This is a genomic window from Rhodonellum sp. (genome assembly GCF_030656585.1).
Classification (GTDB): domain Bacteria; phylum Bacteroidota; class Bacteroidia; order Cytophagales; family Cyclobacteriaceae; genus Rhodonellum; species Rhodonellum psychrophilum.
Genome location: NZ_JAUSPP010000044.1, coordinates 1 through 20,570, shown reverse-complemented (window position 1 = coordinate 20,570; position 20,570 = coordinate 1). Strand labels below are relative to the sequence as shown.

Genomic DNA, 20,570 nt, shown 5'->3' with positions numbered 1-20,570 from the left:
AACTCAACTCTAAACAGCATTCGAACGCAGCTCCCTCCCATAAAGGGGAGGGCCGGGGTGGGGTTTAAACCCAACGTGAATCATTTTTACCCCCTAAATCCCCCTTCAAGGGGACCTTCGATCGGCTGACAATATTGTACTTGCAATCAAAAACACCATTCTAAACAGTATTCGAACGCAGCTCCCTCCTATCAAGGGGAGGGCTGGGGTGGGGTTTAAACCTAACGTGAATCATTTTTACCCCCTAAATCCCCCTTCAGGGGGACCTTCGATCAGCAGACAACATTGGATTTACAATTAAAAAACTCAACTCTAAACAGCATTCGAACGCAGCTCCCTCCCATAAAGGGGAGGGCCGGGGTGGGGTTTAAACCCAACGTGAATCTATACGATGAAGTCGTCTTGGTACAATAAAAGAATGAATTTAGTGGTCTGTGGGGACACAGACCATGGAAACAGACGATGGTGGTCGACCATATTAGTCTCTCTGAATCGCCATCAAACCTCTCATTTTCTGAAATAAAAATCAACAAAAACACGATTATCCATCACATTGAAAGTATGGATTCCCAGTGCTCCTGGGTTGATTTCGGGTCCGATGGTGGACACTCTTTGTTCTTCATAGGCTGTTTCCGATAGCCGGACAATCTCGTTGATGCCCACCTGATGACCATATCTCAATCCCGAATCCTGGGAAGGCCGATAGGTTTTGCCTCCTTTGGAAAACAAGCGGCCGGCAGGCCTGGAATTTCTTACATCTGAAACAATGGGATTGGCTGGATGTGCATGCCAGACTGGGTTTTCCAGCGTTTCAGACCAATAGAGGTTCAATTCATCAAAGGGAGAGCAGGCAACATATGGCTTTTGGTTCACAAAAAGCCAGAATTTCCCACCTGACTTCCACAGGCTAGGATCATAGGCTTCCCCTTCGAAAAACACTCCTGTCTTTTCCCAAGAAAAAGGGAAATCGGAGGATTTGTAAACATACAATTTACCTGCCTCGGCAGATTCCGGAACCATGTAAAAATCGTTCTCCTCTTGAAAAACAAAGGGATAGGACAAATGCCAAGCCTCTTCAAGGATTACAGCCTTTTCAGTCAATGTTCCCTCGTGCAGCTTCGCACAGCAAATATGTCCCTTCTGCTTTTCCTTGTCAAACTCCTCAAAAAACAGATAAGTATCTCCCTTATGCTCAATGGGAAAAGGATCCGCCCAAAAGGACTTCTGTGGTGCCGGATTGTCAAACAATCGAATCGGCTTTTCCTTCAAAATGGTCCAATCCTCATGTCCGGAAAATTCCAAACAGGCCATTTCCCAATGGGCCGGATATTGTTTTTCCCTGCGTTTCCGCAATGTGTTGCGGATGAAAAGCCGCCAACCCAAACCCAACATTTCAAAATTTCCCGGCGGTCGGTAAAGCGGCGGTGTGTAGTGGCCCGGAACATCCTGAAGCGCTTCTTTGGATACCAGCCATTTTTCTTCTCCCATCAAAGCCAGGTTTTTGATTTCCCTTGGCACAAAGAAGAGGCTTTTCCAAAAAACAGTGTTGGCATTTCTCTGGACGGAAAGCGGATCGGTCTGGGACCAGGAGCGGTAAATGACTTTTCCGTCGTCGAGTTTTTCGTTCAGGATCTGTAAAATGGAACCGGTGGTTTCCTCACCCTGCATGACCTCCCAAAAACAGGGCGGGCCTCCCCTGTTCAGCCGATTGTCTCCATGGTGAAAAGACCAGATTCCAAACTTGGGCAACTGGAGGATATCGCCTTTCAGGATTCTGAACCCGAGGCGGATGATCACATCCAAGCCTTGGGCCCGAATCCAATCAAGATCAGGGGTAGAGAAAGTATCGGTGAATTTCTGCTGGACAGGTTGGACCAAAAGCTCAGGCACCGCCCAATTGGGCAAGTCATTCAGGTTTTTGTTGGCGAAGGCATCGTGGCGGTTTTTGAAAAGAAATCTGTCGATAGCCCTGTACAGCCGATACAAAAATGGGGATGCGCTTCCCGACGATTTTGGGGACCGGTTGACAATGTTGAGCACAATTTCACCATAACCCTCCTCACTAATCCGCAGCAGCATGTCAAATGCCCATGCCGGGATTTGCGGAGAATCGGTAAGGATTGCTATTTTCAGTTTTCGCATTTCATAAAACCTTGGCCTATTTCTTCACCTGTTCCCGTGGTCGGTGTCCTCACAGACCACTATTTATACTTCCTCTCCGTGGTCTGTGTCCTCACAGACCACTATTTATACTTCCTCCGTGGTCTGTGTCCCCACAGACCACTATTTATACTTCCTCTCCGTGGCCTGTGTCCTCACAGACCACTATTTATACTTCCTCTCCGTGGCCTGTGTCCTCAAAGACCACTAATTATACTTCCTCCCCGTGGTCTGTGTCCTCACAGACCGCTATTTATACTTCCTCCGTGGTCTGTGTCCTCACAGACCACTATTTATCACCCCCTAAATCCCCCTTCAGGGGGACCTTCGATCGGTAGATGATATTGTACTTGCAATCAAAAAAATCGATTCTAAACAACATTCGAACGCAACTCCCTCCCATCAAGGGGAGGGCCGGGGTGGGTTTTAAACCCGGCATGAATCAATACGCTGAAGTTGTTTTGGTGTAATAAAATAAAAAGTTGAATGGTCTGTGAGGACACAGACCATGGTGGTAAATGGATCGTTTGATGGTCTGTGGGGACACAGACCATGGCATACCATGGACGGGATTTTACAATCAAAAACTCAATTCTAAACAACATTCGAACGCAGCTCCCTCCCATCAAGGGGAGGGCCGGGGTGGGGTTTAATCCCAGCGTGAATCAATACGCTGAAGTCGTTTTGGTGCAATAAAATAAAAAGTTGAATGGTCTGTGGGGACACAGAACATGGCATACCATGGCTGATCAAAAGGACAATACGAAATCCTCCATTTCCTTCTCGCTGGAGAAAGAAACGAATTCAACGTGGGTTGCCAGCTTTTTTGGGCTTTTAATGGATTGCCTTACCTTATTGATCATTTGGATAACATCTGGAAAAAGAGAAATCATTTCCACTGTAATCCTGCTATTTTGTAACTGATCCACCGCACAAATCAATTGATGGGCAGCGGACCTGGAAATAAATTCAATCGAAGAGAAATCAAGTACGATATGGTGGACACCAGAAATACCAGAAAAAACTGAATCTACCGCAGACCTACTTGACACCTGCTTATCAAAAATTTTGCTTAGTGCTATTTTTCTTACCCTTTCCATGATTTCACAAATATAATGTAAAAAAAGCTATTTATTCAACATAATCATAAATAGAAAAACCTGACTTTAAACTCCTTAGCGGTATTCTAAGGTGTGCTAGCGTTCCTGGAAACTTTGTTCCAAAGTTCAATAACTTATAATTCAACAACAGCGCTTCTCCACTGATAAAGCTAAAATTACCTCCCATTCCATCGATCAGCATTTCTCTGGAAGTATGAAATCCAAACCCCCGCTCATCTTCTTTTTTGGTTGACTCACCTTTTATCATTTCTCCAATGGCAATTTTATCTGAATGGATGTAAGAATAGTCCTTTGGTCCGGAATAGCGCTGATAAGATGCCAACACGCCATACCCGGAATCACCCAGACATATATCTATAAAACGATCACTTGGATAATACTGAAAAGAAATCCAGCCATGAGAATGTAGGGAATGGTCCACAATATTATCCGAAAGTTCGGACAGCAGATAACTGACTCCGGAAAAAAAATTGGCATTGATTCCCGTGATACTTTTGATCATTTGACCAACCTGACTGATGAGGTTATTCCTGATTTGGGCTGATTCTGAATCCTTTTTCGTTCCAAACCTAATCAGAGGGAGAAAGGTTTTCTGTTGGTAGCCTTCAAGATGAATTTTCCAATCTTTTGTGGTATCTGGATCAAGCCCCTCTAACAAACAAATCGTTTCATGATAACTTGATTTTAAGGGATTGGGAGAAAAAATAAAGCTATTGTCTTTGACCAACTTTGAAACAAACAGAGATAACATTGGAGGACAAAAGTTAAAATGACTGAAATCAAAATGGTGAGTTTCCTCATCCCTGTCCCTCAAAAAATCCCTGATCAAAAGGATTTGATAACCAATGGTATGGTCCCACTTTGTGCTTCTAAATTGATTCATCCATCCGATGGGCTACTTTTTGTTTTGCTATTTTCGTGCCTCAGGAGGGATTCCCCGTGGTCTGTGTCCCCACAAACCACTGTTTATACTTCCCCCGTGGTCTGTGTCCCCACAGACCACTGTTTAGACTTCCCCCGTGGTCTGTGTCCCCACAGACCATTACTTATACTTCCTCCCCGTGGCCTGTGTCCTCACAGACCACTATTTATCACCCCCTAAATCCCCCTTCAGGGGGACCTTCGATCGGCTGACGATATCATACTTGCAATCAAAAACTCGATTCTAAACAACATTCTAACGCAACTCCCTCCCATAAAGGGAAGGGCTGGGGTAGGGTTTAAACCCGGCGTGAATCAATACGCTGAAATCGTTTTGTGCAATAAAATAAAAAGTTGAATGGTCTGTGGGGACAGGGACCATGGTGGTAAGTGGATCGTTTGATGGTCTGTGAGGACACAGACCATGGTGGTGGGGTTTAAACCCGGCGTGAATCAATACGCTGAAGTCGTTTTGGTGTAATAAAATAAAAAGGTGAATGGTCTGTGAGGACAGGGACCATGATGGTAAGTGGATCGTTTGATGGTCTGTGAAGACACAGACCATGGTGGTAAATGGATCGTTTTATGGTCTGTGGGGACACAGACCATGGCAGATCATGGCAGGCCATGTTAGCCCATAACATACCTTGGGCGCAATTTTGCAATCAAAAAACTCAATTCTAAACAGCATTCGAACGCAGCTCCCTCCCATCCAGGGGAGGGCCGGGGTGGGGTATTTTGAGCCGAAATGGACCGTAAAACCCCCTCATACTCCTTTGCGATTTTCTCGATATCAAACCTCTCTATGGCTTCCTGTCTGGCGGCGGCGCCCAGTTCGGCCATGCGGGTGGGATGCTGGATGGCATGGTGTAGCTGCTGAACCAGCGCGGCTACATCTTTAGCTGGGAAGGTCAGTGCATTTTTTTCTGGGGTAATGGCTTCGAGGTTCATGGGAATGGAGGATGCGATGATGGGAATCCCGGACAGCATCGCTTCTACCAAGGCACCGGAAAAACCCTCGAACCAGGAAGGGAAGACAAAGCAATCCGCGGTGTACAGCAATCCAGAAGGATCAGGTACACTTCCAGGCAGTTTTACGCTGTCCTGAAGATTCAGCAAATGGACCAAATCTTCCAACTGCTTCCTGAAAATCCCCTCCCCATAAATCGTCAGCGTACCATCCGGATACTGCTTCCTGATCTCCGAAAAAGCCAAAATCAACTCCTGAAAGCCTTTCCGCTCCAACAACCTCCCATACGAAATGAAGTGCCGGATGGCTGAAACCCCCAGTCCATGGTCGGTGTCCTCACTACCACCATAGTCTGTGTCTTCACCACCATGGTCTGTGTCCTCACAGACCATTCCTTTACCTGTGTCCTCACCACTACCGTGGTCTGTGTCCTCATAGACCACTCTTTTTTCTTTGTCAACATGGCTTGTGTCTTCACTACCATGGTCTGTGTCAAAACTACCATGGTCTGTGTCCTCACAGACCATTCTTTTTTCTTTGTCACCGTGGCTTGTGTCTTCACAGGCCATTCCCTTATCTTTATTTGGTTCAGCTTGGGGAGTGGGCTTGGTTTCGGTCTGTGGGGACCTGCCTGCCGGCAAGGCAGGCACAGACCGAGGTGACGACACAGACTGAGGTGGCGGAACTGCCCGACCCCGGTAAACCACCGATACTTTCTTGGGATTGATGCCCAAAGTCTTCACATGTGCATCCACCAGCGACGAGGCATTCGCAATCCAATGGACGGGAATTCCCGAAGTCAGTCGATCCAAGCCATGCACCATCCTGTGCTTCCAGCCTTTCTTTTCCGAACGCGCAGCATGACCATAACTGTCATTCACCAAGGTTCCGATCAGCGGAACTCCGGTCAGCCACGAAGCGATCCTGCTGATGATATCCGCTCTCCAAAGGCTCGAAACCAAGAGGTCGGGCTTTTCCTTTCGGATCAGCTGCACCAACTTCCGGATAGCCAAGGGGAAATGATACGATTCGGGAATGTCCAAAAAAAAGAGCCGTATCCCGGCCCTTTCGTATGCTTCCTTTAAATCATGCTTGGGATAAAAATAAGCAAAGCAAACTTCAGTCTCCGGCGAGAATCGGGAAAGGATTTCCAGATGGCTCCTCTCGGCACCGGCATTGACTAGGGCGTCTTGGGTGAAAAGGATTTTCACAATAATTCGCCTTTTAAAAGGTAGATCTGGGTATTATTGTTTATAGGTACCGAATCCAATTTTGTGAATTTCCAATTGGTAATTTGCTTAATGTCTTCTGAATTTTTAATTAAAAAGTAAAGTTCATTTTTCGATAAATCATCTTTAAAAGCCTTCTTTTGGTAAAAATCCCATTGGTCATACTCCCAAACACAAGGATTCAAATAATTAATTCTATCAATTAACGTGACCATACCTGACATCGCATAGAGACTGATTATTTCTCTATCAGAAGGTACTTTTTCGTTGACTTTAAATTTCAAATTTTCAAGGAATACTGCCTGACTTTCCTCTAAATAAATAAATTTACTTCCATTATAATATTCGAATTTTTTGCTTTTACTCAAAAGTGTTGGTTGCGCAAAAGGATATAATACAAGATTAAATAAAATTTTTATAAAAATCGAAGCTACTAATAATATAAAAATTAATTTTTGGAGGCCAATCAATCTTAGGCATGTCAGATTAAACTTTAAAAAATAAAAAGCAACTAAGGGAAATAATAAATAAACAGATCCAGTAATGAAAAAATAGGTGTTTGAACCGAAAAGAAGAACTAACGGAAATAGTAAAAATAAAATACATATATAAAACTTTCTTTTTTCCAAATTAAATAATTTTTTTTCAAAACAAATTCCAATTAAAAAATAAACAAGAATTAAAGGTAAATATTCGAAAAATTTAATAAAATCAAGTTTGGTATGTGAAATGAAAAAATATAACAACAAAGAAATTGAAGTAAGAGTATAAATTAATTTTAAAGTTAATTTATACTCAAAAAATGATTTTTTCAACACGTATCCAGAAATAATTAAGACAATAATCCACTTTAATGCTGCTAATGGAGTCCTAATTAAAGACACAAAATTATGAGTATTGTCGTATTGTGAAAGTTCAAACCCGTTAATTATAATTTCGAAAAAATTTACACCATAAAGATATAAAAAAAATTGAATTGATGAAAATGAAAATATTAAATAAGAAATATTTTTTAAAAAGTTAGATACTGAAGATTTTTCAGAAAAAATTAGCAAAAAAACAAGACAAAAAAGAATCAACCCTGATGTGCTTTTTACTGTAAAACAAATCGATGATAAGAATCCTAATAAAAAATAATCAGAAGTGTTTTTACTTTGAAAATAGAAACGTTTAAAAATTAAAATAGAATAAAGTATCCCTATGAAAAGCACAATAATATTATAGGATAAAGTTTGTTTGAAATGTGAATATGAAGAGAAAAATCCTAAAAACAATATAAAGGTTGATATCTGAAAATTTTCAACTTTTTTAATTAATTTAATAGTAAAAAAAAATAAGATAATAAGAATCGAAATCCTAAAAATCCTAAGTTCAATTAATCCAAATTTGACATCAAAAAATAAATGCGTTAACTTAAAAAAAATGTCATAATTAAATTGACTATAATTATTAATTTGTTTTGGATTCGAAAGAGATAAATAAAGACCTTCATCAGAAAAATCGAAGCCAAAAAATGAGATACATATTAAAAAAATAATGGAAAATATATAAATGGATCTATTTAATATTGAACTATAACTATTTATCATTTATAGCGAAATTAACATAGTATATAATAAATTGAAATAACAGATTAAAATTAAATTTAGGTGTCATTGAATTATGACAAACATTATTCAAATTATTTTTGTATAAAAAATCAACAAATACTAAAATTGCTAATCCCAAAAAAAGAAACAAACTCTCTAAAGCCTTTTTTTCATCAAAAGCATAAATGAGTGTATATTTAGAAAATAGCATTTAAAAATTACCTGGAATTTAAAATGGCTCAAACCAATTCCATCCTCTTTTGTCATTATCAATTTTTCGAAAAAAAACCATTGAAGAATATAACCCTAAAATTTTATCTGATTTTATTATTTTATCCGATAGCACCTTATAATAATATTTTTTTGGTAAAATAATTTTTATCAATCCAAAAAAATTATTCAAAATATTATCTCTAAATTTTCTTTTTCTACTTGTATAATTTGGGACAGATTCAATCAGCTCTAAATTGGGATAATTCAAAAGATAACGAACAACCTTATTAATTCCAGGTAAATGAATATCATCAATCCCAATAATTCCTCCAGGTCTAATTAACTTTTCTAAGTAAAAAAAATCTACTAATGTATGATCAAAAGTATGCCAACCATCAATTAATGCAAAATCAAATGATTCCTTTTGTTCCAACAATTGAGGTAATGCAATTTCAGAAGCCTTTTCTATTAGATTAAAATTTTCAATCCCAGCATTTTTTAGATTGTGTATACCAACACCTTTCCAAGAAGTCATTTGAAAGGGGTCTATAATAGTATGCTTAGATCCTAGCCGGCCATTAATCCCCTCACAAATAAATAGAGATGAAAGGCCAAATGCACATCCAATTTCTATTGTTCTAAAAAAGTCCGGATTTCTCTTTAAAATATCTAAGATGGCATTCCCCTCGTTAGGATCAATGGCTGAATTTAATTCTAAACTTTCCCCATTAAGTCCAACAACCTTTTTTTCTTTATATATTCTATTTCTTAATTCTAAAATTTTATTCATTGTACCAGTTAATATAATCTTTAGAGGATTTACCTTGAATGATTTGCGCCGGATTACCTAATACCATACAGTTCGCTGGTACATCCATATTGACAAAGCTTAGAGGAGCGATCAACACATTGTCTCCAATTGTGATATTCCCAACAACCACTGCATTTGGCCCAATCCACACCATATTCCCAATTTTGGGAGCTCCTTTTCGTGAACCTATATTGATTCTTCCAATTGTCACCCCCTGTGCAATGTTACAGTTTTCACCGATTTCCGCTTCATTGGAAATCACGATTCCACCGTAATGCCCCATGAATAGCCCACCTCCGATTTTAGCGATATGAGGAATATGAAGTCCAAATCGAACCCGCATCCATTTGGTAACCAATCTGGAAAATAGTCCTATAGGATGCCATTTAGAAAAATGAGCAGCTAATCTCATCCAAACTAAAAATCGGAATGAAGGATTAGCAATAACTTTTAAAAATGATTTACCATATCGTTTTCGATCTTGATGAATAAGTATTTTAAATTCCATGTCAGATTGATTCAGGATACAAATCGAATTGTTTTCGGATCTAGGGTTCTTCCTTTATTATTTAGTAATCCATCTCGAAGGCCAAAAATCTTTAACTTGACTCTTTGACCTCTGTCCGGAGCTGCCAAACTCCCAAAAACTCTTTTCAAAAAGAAAACCGTAAAATCAGCCAGATTAAAAAATGTGAAATGTTTTTTAACAAAAAATACATAATTCCTTTCTGTGTAATAGCCTCTCCAAAGATTGGAACTAGAAAACCCTTTTCCTGCTCCCATATGTAAAACTTCATGAAAATTATTATGAATAACGCCGATCTTAAACCCAGCTCTTTTGATCCGGTAGCAATACTCATAATCGTCTACCATCATAAACCAATCTTTTTCAGGCAAACCAACTTTTTTCACCAAGTCAAACTTCATGATGGCCCCATCAAAAACTGCGAAATCCACATCCAAAATGGAATTTACCTTCGGTTTAATTATCAAGCGTTTCCCAATCCTACTTATACTTCCCATAGGTGCCAACATCCCAAATTCAGAATTCTTGATTTGATTAAAAAGAGACAAAATTAATTGTTGTGATGGAATGCTGTCATCCTCTAAAAATATTAGATAATCAGGCTGTATTGGTTGTAAAAGTAGGTATTCGAATGCCAAAGCAAGACCTGCACCATGTCCAACATTATTTTTAGAATGTATAATCTCTATAGAAAAAATATTTGAAAATTTTTCAAGAATTTCACCGGTATGGTCTGAACTTGCGTTATTAACAATTATAAAATTTAAATACTCCCAATTGAATGATTGGATTTTTTTTAAAATCTCAAACAACGTTTTTTCTCGATTGTAAGTAACTAAAATGATCGAAATCTTTTTCTCCATAGTTTATCTCCCTGAAATAATATAATCCTTATTAGAAAGATCTCCGAATAGCCCATCTAACATTCCATTAATAATATTTTTTGAATTTTGACTTCCATAGTGCCATCCAAATCTAAATCCTATCATAGATTTAAAAATATTTTTAATTATCTGGAAAATGAGGGCCATAACAAATCTATTCTCTTTTAATATATATATCAAATTTCTAGTACTGTAATATTGGCGCATCAGACCCTGCTCTGACTTCTGAGAGTATAATGGCCTTTTAAAATCCATTCTGTTGTATTTAATTCTCATTTCCAAAAAAAGACAACTTCCCACAATTGATTTGAAACCATTTGCTTTCAACTTCAAATCAAAATCCAATTCTTCAAAACCATAAAACAGACTCGGATTGGGCCTAACACCTAACACAACCACCTTTCTACTTACAATTTTAGATTGACCTCCAGATATTGTATCCACTTCAATCCAATCAGAGTTTTGGAGTTCGACAGCTGGGATTCTATCGATTTTCCCTAATTTTGAATTAAACCGCTGACCAACTATCCCAATTTGTCCAATCAGTTCATGATTTAGATTAATTAAGGCATTAAACTGCCTCTCAAAAGTATCTTTAAGAGGTGGAGGATCATTGTCATCTCCCCAATAGATCCAATCAAACCCTTCCTTCCCACAGAGCTCCAAACCCTTCGCCGCTGCCCCTGCAGGTCCGGAATTGAATCCCATATGGTAGTATGACAATCTGGAATCATGAAGAGCGTATACTGATTTTTCTGTCAGGTCATCCTCAGAATTGTCGATGATCCATAGTTTTTGAGGCGGAACCGATTGATCGAAAATGGCTTGTATTGTTTCCAAAAGAATCTCAGAGCGATTGTAGGTAATAACAAATCCTCCTAAGCTTGCCATATTTTTGGGAGTGGTGGATAAAATTTTTTGGCTATTTCAGGAAAGCATGCGATAAAATATCTAGCCAATGGTCCCAATTTAAAAGGAGCAAAAAGCCAGGCCTTCCACAAAACCTTTTTTGCAAAGCCATATTCTCCGAATCTGATATGGTTGACGCCAATAATTTGTAAATATAATGTTGTCACGTGATTGCCAAGTGTTGATTTGTGTTTATCCAAGATGATATAAAGAGAATCCGTCATGTTCCTCAAGTTTTTGCTTCCTCCATCCAGTTTGTCAAAATAGATCATCGTAGGAAAAGGAGCATTTATTACATTTAGGCCCAAAACTCTAATCCTATGAAAAAGCTCGGTATTTTCCGAAAACTTCAAGCGGATATCATAAGCCCCAATTTCCAAAAATAGAAATTTTTTCAAGGTAAACGTTCCTGGCAATTTCGCTGTAAATAATCCATCTTTTGGGATTATTTCATTCCCAGAATCTTCCTTCGATTTTTTGCTGATAAAACCTGCTACAAAAACTTGACTTTTGGGTTGGTTTAGGATTTCCGAATAGAATTTCTCCAATGCATTTGGAAGCAATTCATCATCAGAATCTAAGAAAACCAACCAATTTGCAGTTGCCAATTCAGCTCCTTTGTTTCTTGCTGCCGAAACTCCTTGATTACTTTGAAATTTGTAGTGGATTCTAGGATCTTTTAAAAATCCTGCCAGCGAATCTTTTGTATTATCGTTACTGCCGTCATCTATGATCCATAGCTCCCAATCCAAAAAGGTTTGTTTCATTACTGAACAAATCGCATTGTTTAAAATATTTTTCCTATTATAGGAGGGAATCACAATACTGAATTTAGGTATTTTAATTTTCAATCCTTTTTATTTACAATTCGTAATAAATTTTCCTGCCATTGCCCAATAGAATAGGAAGAATGAAACCAATCAAAAGTATTTTTTTGAAGTCTTACTAGGTTAAGTCGATCTCCAAACAAATCTGAGATAACCTTTAGAAAACCGTCTTTAGAATCGCTATTGAATAAAATACCTGCTTGGAGTGCATTTTCAAATCCTTTGGAGGCAAATGTTGTACATACCACTGGTCTTCCCATCATCAAGCCTTCAATTACTTTAATATTTGATCCCGCACCCTGGAAGACAGGGGCAATTACTACACTGTGCAAAAGGTACTCTTTTTGGATATGTGGTACATTGATCTTCAAAAAAATATCAGGGTTAGATCTTACTAAATCAAGCAGTTCTGTATCATGAGGGTTAAGGTTGGAAACAATTGTCAATTGAACGTTGGAAATAACCTTTTGTAATTGTGGAAATACCTCTTTAATAAACCATTTCAACCCCTCTAAATTTGGCGCAAATGTCAGTTTACCCACGAATAAAAGAGCTGAATTGTCACACGCCTGGAATGCAGACCTTTTTTCTGATAACAACTGAAATGGTAGGTTCGGTAAAATTATTGAATTGTTGCCTTTAATTACGGGCTTAACATCAATTGCTAAATCTATCTTTCTCAATAGCCTCGTATAAGGAATCAGATTTAAATAATAAATCTGAACAAGCCTAAATTTACGAAATTTATTTATAGAGGAATCAATCCTACTACTATATTGCTCCCTAAAATCATCATCAACATCACATATTATCCTAACATTTCTTGGGATATTATTTACAGGTTGGATATACCTCGAAAAAATAAATTTGTAATTTTTTTTCTTACAAAAATTCTCTATAAATTTTTGAACAACTTGATCTTTCCTAAATACAACTCCAATCTTTTTTAAAATTTTATCAATGTATGTCTCAACTGAAACCACTTGAATAAAATTTACTTTGGAGTTCTGATTATGCAGAATTGCATAGTCGAAATCAATTTGATTATTGATAATTAAAAAATCCACTTGATACTTTGATGAAAGAGCATTCAGCAAAGCAAATGTCCGTTGCCTCTTTCCGTCGATATTCGGTAAAGGTCCCGAATAGGAGATAAATAAAATGGACTCGGTTTTCAAAAAGTCAATCTATTTACCAAGGCCCCCATCAACTTCCCATAGCGATAATGATTTCTTCTTTTTAGCTGTGGCCCAAAACTGAACTTTATGGCTTTCTTTTTTTCTTTACCTGATAAGCCTATTCCTAAAAAGAATTCTTCAAATTTTGGCAAAGTTTCAACCAGAATCTGGTCGATTTCTTTTCTTTCCAGAAAGTAACGAAAACTAAGATAAGTATTCATTCCTTCGAAATCCTTCAATTGGATTTTCCAATTCCATTTTTCTTTTTCTTCCAAAAACCAATCAACGGAATGACTTACATTTCCCTGCATCAAATAAACACCGATACACCTGAGTAGTTGAAATTTAAGGTTCTCCTCTATATCGATTTCAGAATCTTTGTTAAATGGAAGATCCGATTCTATTCTGGGTTCTTTTCTAACGGCCCGGAAACTAACCTCTTTAAGGGCTTGATACATTTGAACAGGATTTCTACTCATGCTGGTTGGAACATATCGGTAAGCAACCAAGTAGTCCTGAATTGAAAACATTCTTGCCCCCATTTTACCTGCTCGAATCCAATAATCCCAATCTTCACAGCTTTTGAGATTTGGATCAAATCCTCCCAATTTTTTTGCGAGAAACCGACGAATTAAAATAGAATGGCATGGTCCAATATTTTGTGAAAGTACATTTGGCAATAATTCACTAGAACTTTGATTTAAAAGGTGTGTATGAAATTTCCTACCTCTAGGCCTATCCCAATATGCATAACCGCATCTATATAAATCGAATTCAGAATTATTCTCTGTTTCCGTTAAATAAGTGCTTAAACAACCTGATTCTAACCAATCATCTGCATCTAAAAAAAGTAAAAATTCTCCTTTTGCTAGACTAATTCCTCTATTTCGAGCGACTGACAAACCATTATTCTCCTGCCCGATGTATTTTATTCGTACATCTTTTTCAGCTAACCTCTCACCTATTTCCTTTGTTGAATCCGTACTTCCATCATTCACCAAAATTGCTTCCCAGGATTCCATTTTTTGGGCAAAAAGTGAATTAAAACAATCCTCTAAAAAATGTGAATGATTAAAGCTTGGGATGATAATGGAAAATACTGGATTATCCATTTAAGAGGTTTTCATACCGATCAACCATTGATTTTATTGAGAAATTTGAAGAAACTCTTAACAAATTCTCGCCCCCAATTTTCTCTCTTAACTGTTCATTTCCAAGTAGCCTAATAATAGATTCTGCAAATATCATATGATTCTGAGGTTCAACTAAAAATTCATAATTATTTCCTAATGCTTCCTTCGTGCCTTGAATATTTGATGCGACTACTGCCAAGCCAGCAGCCATAGATTCTAATACTGCATTAGGTAACCCCTCATTTAACGAACTAAAAACAGCTAAACAACATTCGCTTAAAATACCAGGTATATTTTTTATAAGCCCTTTAAAGTCCACAGAATTTTGTATCCCCAATTCCTTCGCTAAAGCATAAGATTCATCAAACTTACTCCCATTTTCACCTACAAAAATTAATTGAAAATCAGGAAATTTAACCAAAACTAACTTCCAAGCCTTTATTACTGTTAAGTGATCCTTGTTGCCATGAATATTTCCAATCATGATAACTTTTTTAGATTTTGTCCCATTTTTTAAAGGGACAAATAAATTCGGATCAATACCATTTGGAATATGAATAATTTTACTTTTTGTAAAAAGCTCTAAAAATCTTAATCCATCTAGCGAATTAGAAACGATATTACTCGAATTGTTTAAAGATTGAATTTCTGCTCTGGTTCCATTAAACATTATCCCATTATCCCGCTGATTCCAAACGCATTTTTTTACTTTCATCCATTGATGCCAGGCACAAAAAATAATATTTGTAGGATAGGTAAAAGGGATTATATAATCAATATTCATAGATCTAACTTTGAGCAAGAGTTTAAGAGTATATCTGTATTTTCTTATACAGCCAGCAACTCCGTTCTGTGGGGTTAAAATGATTTTTTCTTGGAACCCCCATCGGATACATTCCAAACCCGATTGGATAAATCTTGAATAACCTTCTCCAGTCTCGAAGCCAAAGGCTCCAATCACAACCTGATAGCCTCTTTTTTTTAACTCATTGGCCAAGTATAAGCCTTGCGTTTCAGCTCCACCTATATTAAATCTTGGAATAGCTATTAAAATCTTTTTCAAAAATTCTATACCTTATTCTGGTTCAACCACTCCTGCAAAAAAATCATTAACCATTGCTGACCTGAATGGGATCCATTTGCTATTCTTTTCAATTCAGAAGTATCAAAAAAAGTATCCAATCCGTTTCCGGAAGAAAGCAATCTGTCTTTTACCTCCTTACTGGATTTACCATCTGTACCAAACCATTTTTGAATCGGGATAGCAAAACCCATTTTGTTTCTAAAGGCAAATTCATTACCCAGATCTTTGGAGACGATTTTTTTAAGTAATTGCTTGCCAACCCATTCACCAGATGACTTATTGATATTAAACTTTTCGGGAATTTGGCAAGCCAATTCCACAACTCGGATATCCAATAAGGGTGTTCTCACTTCTAGGCTATGCATCATACTGGCGATGTCAACTTTGGTCAGGATATCATAAGGAAGATAGGTCCTGAAATCAAGATTTTGGGCCTTTTGGAAATGGCCGAGTGCTTCAGATTCTTTCCATATTTTCAGATGAATCGCATCTGTTTGGATCAATTGATGAGAAAATTCTGGCTTCCATAGTTTGGATCGCTCAATCGGTCCATAATATTGAATATAGCGCTGCCAGTCCGAAAGAGAAGCTGTCCGTAATGGATATTTACGTGGAAAGACTGGATTTAGTATTTGATACAAACCTTTTTTGTATGCTGGTAGGTGCTCAGGAATGGGGGAAAAATGCCGCGACCAACGGGTAGAATAGCTCTCATATCCAGCAAAGAGTTCATCACCTGCATCTCCTGAAAGTGCCATCGTAACATGCTTTCTGGCCAATTGGGAAACATAGTAAGTTGGTATCGCTGAAGAATCTCCAAATGGTTCTCCATAATGTCGAACCAAATCCGGAAGAATCGACAAGGCATCTGCTCTTACTATGGCTTCATGATGATCCGTTCCCCAATGCCTTGCTACTTTCCTGGCATAGTCCAACTCTGAATATCCTTCCTCTTCAAAACCAATACTGAAAGTCTTAACAGGCTTTGCCATCAATTGGGACATGTATCCCACTACAAGCGAAGAATCAATGCCCCCTGACAAAAAAGATCCAAAAGGAACATCTGCTACTAAATGTGAATTGACAGATATTTTAATTGTTTCCTCCAAAGCTTCCATCCAATCTTTTTCTGTTCTGGAATGATCCGGTTTGAAGTCCAATTGCCAATAAGAAGTCAATTCTTTGATCTCACCTGAAAAACTTACACGCATAAAATGGGCCGGAGGAAGCTTCTTGACTTCCTTATAAATAGTATTCGGGGCAGGGATAAACTGATAAGCTAAATATTGGTCTAAGGCCGTTAGATCAATATCCCAGTTAATTTCAGGAATTGGTTTTAATGCCTGGATTTCAGAAGAAAAGGCAAACACTTCAGAATTATGTGCATAAACTAGGGGTTTTATCCCAAAATGATCTCGGGCTAAAAACAACTCTTTATTTAATATATCCAAAATACCAAAGGCAAACATCCCTCTAAAATGTCTAACACAATCCTTTCCCCAATATGCATATGCATGTAAAACCACCTCCGTATCAGAATCGGTTGAAAATGAAAAACCTTTTTGTTGTAATGATTTCCTAAGCTCTCGGTAATTATAAAGCTCTCCATTATAGGTGATCCAAAGGCTTTTTTCGAAGTTGGAGAGCGGTTGTTTCCCTCCCACTAAGTCTATAATTGAAAGCCTGCGATGACCAATCCCAATATTTTCAAAGCAAAAAACACCTTCTCCATCAGGACCTCTATGACAAATAGGTGAAAGCATATTCAAGATCGATCCATTTAGGCATAAAGCATTTTTAAAAAAAAGGCCAACTATTCCGCACATGTTTTTTTACCCAGGACAAAAAAGAATGGTGATATAAAAGGTAATTTTGAGGTGAAAAAATTGTTGGAAATATTCCATTGGTCAATCTTTTTAGAAATTTTTTTAATTCTAAAAATTAATTTCTTTTCTAATTTAGGAAACCTTGGTTCTGCACCCCATGCAATTACATCAAAAGAAAATAAGCCTAAATAGCTTCCTTTAATTTCAGTTAACCCACAATGGTCGTAGATTTTTTTTAGTTTTTTAACACCAAATATTTTGTGTTTATTGAGCTGTTTGGGTTGCCAAAAATTACTTATGAAATAATAGATAGAATAGTTGAAATTTGGAATTTCCGTAAACAAATAACCATTATTTTTAACGTATTTCAACAAATTTTCAATTGTATCAGCTGTATTATCAAAATGTTCGGCAACTCCTAATGAAAAAACAAAATCATATTTTCCCACAATTCCAATATTATCACTAAAAAAATTTTCACAATATATTTTTGAATCTATATTTGCAATAGACAATCTTTTTTTAACAAGTTCACAGCCTTGATTGGAATAGTCTAAACCTGCTACTTTAACTCCAAATTTTTTATTTAAATATAAGAGCCAAAACGAATTTCCACAACCAATTTCAAGAACTGTACTAGGTTTATACCTTATAATAGCTTCATCTAGTTTATTAGCAATTAATTTATCGGCATACGAAGCAGGAGTCCAAAACACCAATTCTGAAGAATCTTTATTTTTAGAATAAAATGAATCCCAATATTCTTTACCAGCTAAATCCTTAGGGGTATTTTTCAAATCTTTTATTTTTTATCTATTAATAAAATAATGATTAATTTTTTAATCGGATTAATTACTTAATATTGGAAAAATTAAAATATAATAATACTTATAACTAAAATTATATAATAATTTTTTTATATTAAAAACAGTTATTCAGATAATCTTTTCTTAATAAATCATATCCTAAAACAATTCGCAGTTGTTGAGATATCAAACAGTCCCAAATTACGTCTATCTAAAATCAAATCGGCATCATCAACAATTTCGAACGTGAATACTGACTCATTCCACAACCAATCGTCATTTTTGGAATGAACTCCAATTGCTACAGAATACCTTCCTTCTCTTAGTAAAGAGAGATCAAATATAAATATTGATGAAAAAAGTTCCCCTACGCTATCAAAACTATTAGAATCAAATAAACTAAATAACTTAACTTCATCTTTAAACAAACTAATAACAACCCTAATTTTATTATTATAATTTGATTTTCCTTTTATAATCAATTTAAAATTATCATTTTTCAATATAATAATATCTTCAAAAAATGGATTTCGATTATTAAGTAATAGTTCCTCAAAAACAAAAGAATCAGAAAGAGGTCCACTAAATAAAACATCTAACATTGAACTGCTTTTCTTATTAGAAATTTTAAAATAATCTTGAATTGCATCATCAATTGAGTTAAAGAAAAATCCTGAACCTCCGTTTAAAACAAATCCAGTATTGCAAAGACTAGATATAGCGCCCAAATTATGGCTAACAAATAAAACGGTTCTTCCTTGACCCGCAACATCCTCCATCTTTCCCAGACACTTTTTTTGAAATTCAAAATCCCCAACGGCCAATACTTCATCAATAATCAAAATCTCAGGTTCCAGATGCGCTGCTACAGAAAAGCCCAAACGCACTTTCATCCCAGAAGAATAAAATTTAACCGGAGTATCAATGAACTTCTCCACTCCGGAAAAATCAATGATTTCGTCCAGTTTAAAATCAATTTCTCGTTTGGTCATACCTAGGATCGTCCCATTCATATAGATATTTTCACGACCTGAGAGTTCAGGATGAAATCCTGTCCCCACTTCCAATAAAGAAGCTACCCTTCCGTGGATTTCAATCCTACCGGTTGTAGGTTCTGTAATTTGAGAAAGGATTTTAAGCAAAGTGGATTTTCCTGCACCATTTTTGCCGATTATTCCAAGAACTTCACCTTCTTTTACCTCAAAATTTATGTCTCTCAATGCCCAAAAGACAGATTCATCCTCAAGTCCAAAACGGTTCATTTCCTTTAGCTTTTTTAGATTAGAAAAAGGAGATTTTAAAATATCAACTATTTGGCCAATTAAGGTTTCAGATTGCTTTTCTTTTAAACCAATTCGGTAGCGTTTGGAAAGGTCTTGTACTTTGATCACCGATTTACTCATCTAAACTCCTTTTAATGTCTCTTTCGAAATCCACCATAAAAGAATCAACTCCTTTTTTATTCATGTGAAGAACATTATAAAAATTTAGCGTATCCCTTGAAAGATCTGAATCGTTATAATTAATATTCAAAACTTTAACAGAAAAAAACAAACTATCGTAAAAATCCAAAAGCAATACTTTATCATCTTCTTTTTGATATATTCCGCTATAAATTGGCGTGAATACCATCACTACTTTCACTCCAATATTTTTAAGTTTATCTATTGTATTTCTATATTGATTTAAATATTGATTTGAAATCTCCTTTTCTATTTTATAATCAGAATTTAGATACAGTTTTTCCAAATTATGTTTATCCCAATTTAAATCTTGAATCTTATAATCTTTAAAAGGCTCATCTTTGGACAAATTATTTAATCCCTTTTTAATTAGTTCCTTATAAACCAAGTATCTGGATAAAGGAAAATATAAGATTCTTTCACTTATAATTTCATGATCGATTAAGTAATCAGAAACTAAAGGATCATCAACCAAAGGAATTAAATCGATATACTCATAAACATTTGGGTCAAAATTCAAAAACCCATAATTATACTCCCATACAATTATTTTTGGAGTAGCATTGTTTTTTAAATAATATTCGAGCAAGACAAGTTGAGTTTCAAGTCCCGATGCATCGTAACCCAAGTTAAAAAATTTCATTCCAAGTGTTTTAGATAAAAAATCTGAATTAAAATGCCTATAAGCTCTTGAGGAACCTAAAATAAGAACTTCAGCATTAACATTTCCTTCTTTGATCCAACCCAATCGTTCCTTTTTTAAACCAAAATCAACAACTTTTAAAAAAATAAAAGAAAAAATAAAAAAAATTAAACTCAATAAAACCCCTTTTTTTATAAATCTTTCCATCAGAACTGGAAATAAATAAACTCCTTTGCCTCACCAAACACACCCCAATAAACAATCAAAAATGCGGTGA

General features: G+C 36.5%; 17 protein-coding genes. All 17 read right to left on the bottom strand.

The window, feature by feature from the left end:
• Window positions 1-507: 507 nt before the first annotated feature.
• The 17 genes from Q7J63_RS11480 to Q7J63_RS11400 all read right to left on the bottom strand — a co-directional run bounded on the left by Q7J63_RS11480 (window position 508) and on the right by Q7J63_RS11400 (window position 20,500).
• The gene (locus tag Q7J63_RS11480; protein ID WP_304886251.1) at window positions 508-2,142 is read right to left on the bottom strand and encodes a hypothetical protein; all 1,635 of its coding nucleotides are present in this window, start codon (window positions 2,140-2,142) and stop codon (window positions 508-510) included.
• A 767-nt stretch (window positions 2,143-2,909) separates the two neighbouring features.
• Window positions 2,910-3,260 (bottom strand): STAS domain-containing protein, encoded by a 351-nt coding sequence (locus Q7J63_RS11475; RefSeq protein WP_019600403.1) that lies wholly within the window; start codon window positions 3,258-3,260, stop codon window positions 2,910-2,912.
• A 31-nt stretch (window positions 3,261-3,291) separates the two neighbouring features.
• Complete coding sequence (locus Q7J63_RS11470; RefSeq protein ID WP_304886248.1) at window positions 3,292-4,164, bottom strand: ATP-binding protein; 873 nt, start codon at window positions 4,162-4,164, stop codon at window positions 3,292-3,294.
• 668 nt (window positions 4,165-4,832) lie between these two features.
• Window positions 4,833-6,383 carry a glycosyltransferase gene (locus Q7J63_RS11465; RefSeq protein ID WP_304886246.1) on the bottom strand — a complete coding sequence of 517 codons (1,551 nt, stop codon included), beginning with the start codon at window positions 6,381-6,383 and terminating at the stop codon, window positions 4,833-4,835.
• The gene (locus Q7J63_RS11460; RefSeq protein ID WP_304886245.1) at window positions 6,380-7,990 is read right to left on the bottom strand and encodes a hypothetical protein; all 1,611 of its coding nucleotides are present in this window, start codon (window positions 7,988-7,990) and stop codon (window positions 6,380-6,382) included. The genes Q7J63_RS11465 and Q7J63_RS11460 overlap by 4 nt, the downstream gene beginning before the upstream one ends.
• A gap of 229 nt (window positions 7,991-8,219) precedes the next feature.
• A complete protein-coding gene (locus Q7J63_RS11455; RefSeq protein ID WP_304886243.1) occupies window positions 8,220-8,993 on the bottom strand; it encodes a class I SAM-dependent methyltransferase in 774 nt (257 codons plus the stop codon).
• On the bottom strand, window positions 8,986-9,522 hold the full coding sequence (locus Q7J63_RS11450; RefSeq protein ID WP_304886241.1) for a serine O-acetyltransferase: 537 nt from the start codon (window positions 9,520-9,522) through the stop codon (window positions 8,986-8,988). Before Q7J63_RS11450 ends, Q7J63_RS11455 begins: the two co-directional genes overlap by 8 nt.
• Before the next feature lie 11 nt (window positions 9,523-9,533).
• Window positions 9,534-10,403, bottom strand: coding sequence for a glycosyltransferase (locus Q7J63_RS11445; protein WP_304886240.1), 870 nt, complete (start codon window positions 10,401-10,403; stop codon window positions 9,534-9,536).
• A 3-nt stretch (window positions 10,404-10,406) separates the two neighbouring features.
• Window positions 10,407-11,315 (bottom strand): glycosyltransferase, encoded by a 909-nt coding sequence (locus tag Q7J63_RS11440; protein ID WP_304886238.1) that lies wholly within the window; start codon window positions 11,313-11,315, stop codon window positions 10,407-10,409.
• On the bottom strand, window positions 11,303-12,184 hold the full coding sequence (locus Q7J63_RS11435; RefSeq protein ID WP_304886236.1) for a glycosyltransferase family A protein: 882 nt from the start codon (window positions 12,182-12,184) through the stop codon (window positions 11,303-11,305). The genes Q7J63_RS11440 and Q7J63_RS11435 overlap by 13 nt, the downstream gene beginning before the upstream one ends.
• A complete protein-coding gene (locus Q7J63_RS11430; RefSeq protein ID WP_304886234.1) occupies window positions 12,181-13,338 on the bottom strand; it encodes a glycosyltransferase in 1,158 nt (385 codons plus the stop codon). The genes Q7J63_RS11435 and Q7J63_RS11430 overlap by 4 nt, the downstream gene beginning before the upstream one ends.
• Window positions 13,335-14,450, bottom strand: coding sequence for a glycosyltransferase (locus tag Q7J63_RS11425; protein WP_304886232.1), 1,116 nt, complete (start codon window positions 14,448-14,450; stop codon window positions 13,335-13,337). Before Q7J63_RS11425 ends, Q7J63_RS11430 begins: the two co-directional genes overlap by 4 nt.
• Entirely contained in the window at window positions 14,443-15,534 is a 1,092-nt protein-coding gene (locus tag Q7J63_RS11420) for a glycosyltransferase family 4 protein (protein ID WP_304886230.1), read from the bottom strand. The genes Q7J63_RS11425 and Q7J63_RS11420 overlap by 8 nt, the downstream gene beginning before the upstream one ends.
• Before the next feature lie 5 nt (window positions 15,535-15,539).
• Window positions 15,540-17,318: an asparagine synthase (glutamine-hydrolyzing) gene (gene asnB, locus Q7J63_RS11415; protein ID WP_304886253.1), complete on the bottom strand. Its 1,779-nt coding sequence runs from the start codon at window positions 17,316-17,318 to the stop codon at window positions 15,540-15,542.
• 50 nt (window positions 17,319-17,368) lie between these two features.
• Window positions 17,369-18,178 (bottom strand): bifunctional 2-polyprenyl-6-hydroxyphenol methylase/3-demethylubiquinol 3-O-methyltransferase UbiG, encoded by an 810-nt coding sequence (locus tag Q7J63_RS11410; protein WP_304886228.1) that lies wholly within the window; start codon window positions 18,176-18,178, stop codon window positions 17,369-17,371.
• A 161-nt stretch (window positions 18,179-18,339) separates the two neighbouring features.
• Window positions 18,340-19,590 carry an ABC transporter ATP-binding protein gene (locus tag Q7J63_RS11405; RefSeq protein ID WP_304886226.1) on the bottom strand — a complete coding sequence of 417 codons (1,251 nt, stop codon included), beginning with the start codon at window positions 19,588-19,590 and terminating at the stop codon, window positions 18,340-18,342.
• Window positions 19,583-20,500, bottom strand: coding sequence for a hypothetical protein (locus tag Q7J63_RS11400; RefSeq protein WP_304886224.1), 918 nt, complete (start codon window positions 20,498-20,500; stop codon window positions 19,583-19,585). The genes Q7J63_RS11405 and Q7J63_RS11400 overlap by 8 nt, the downstream gene beginning before the upstream one ends.
• Window positions 20,501-20,570 lie beyond the last annotated feature (70 nt).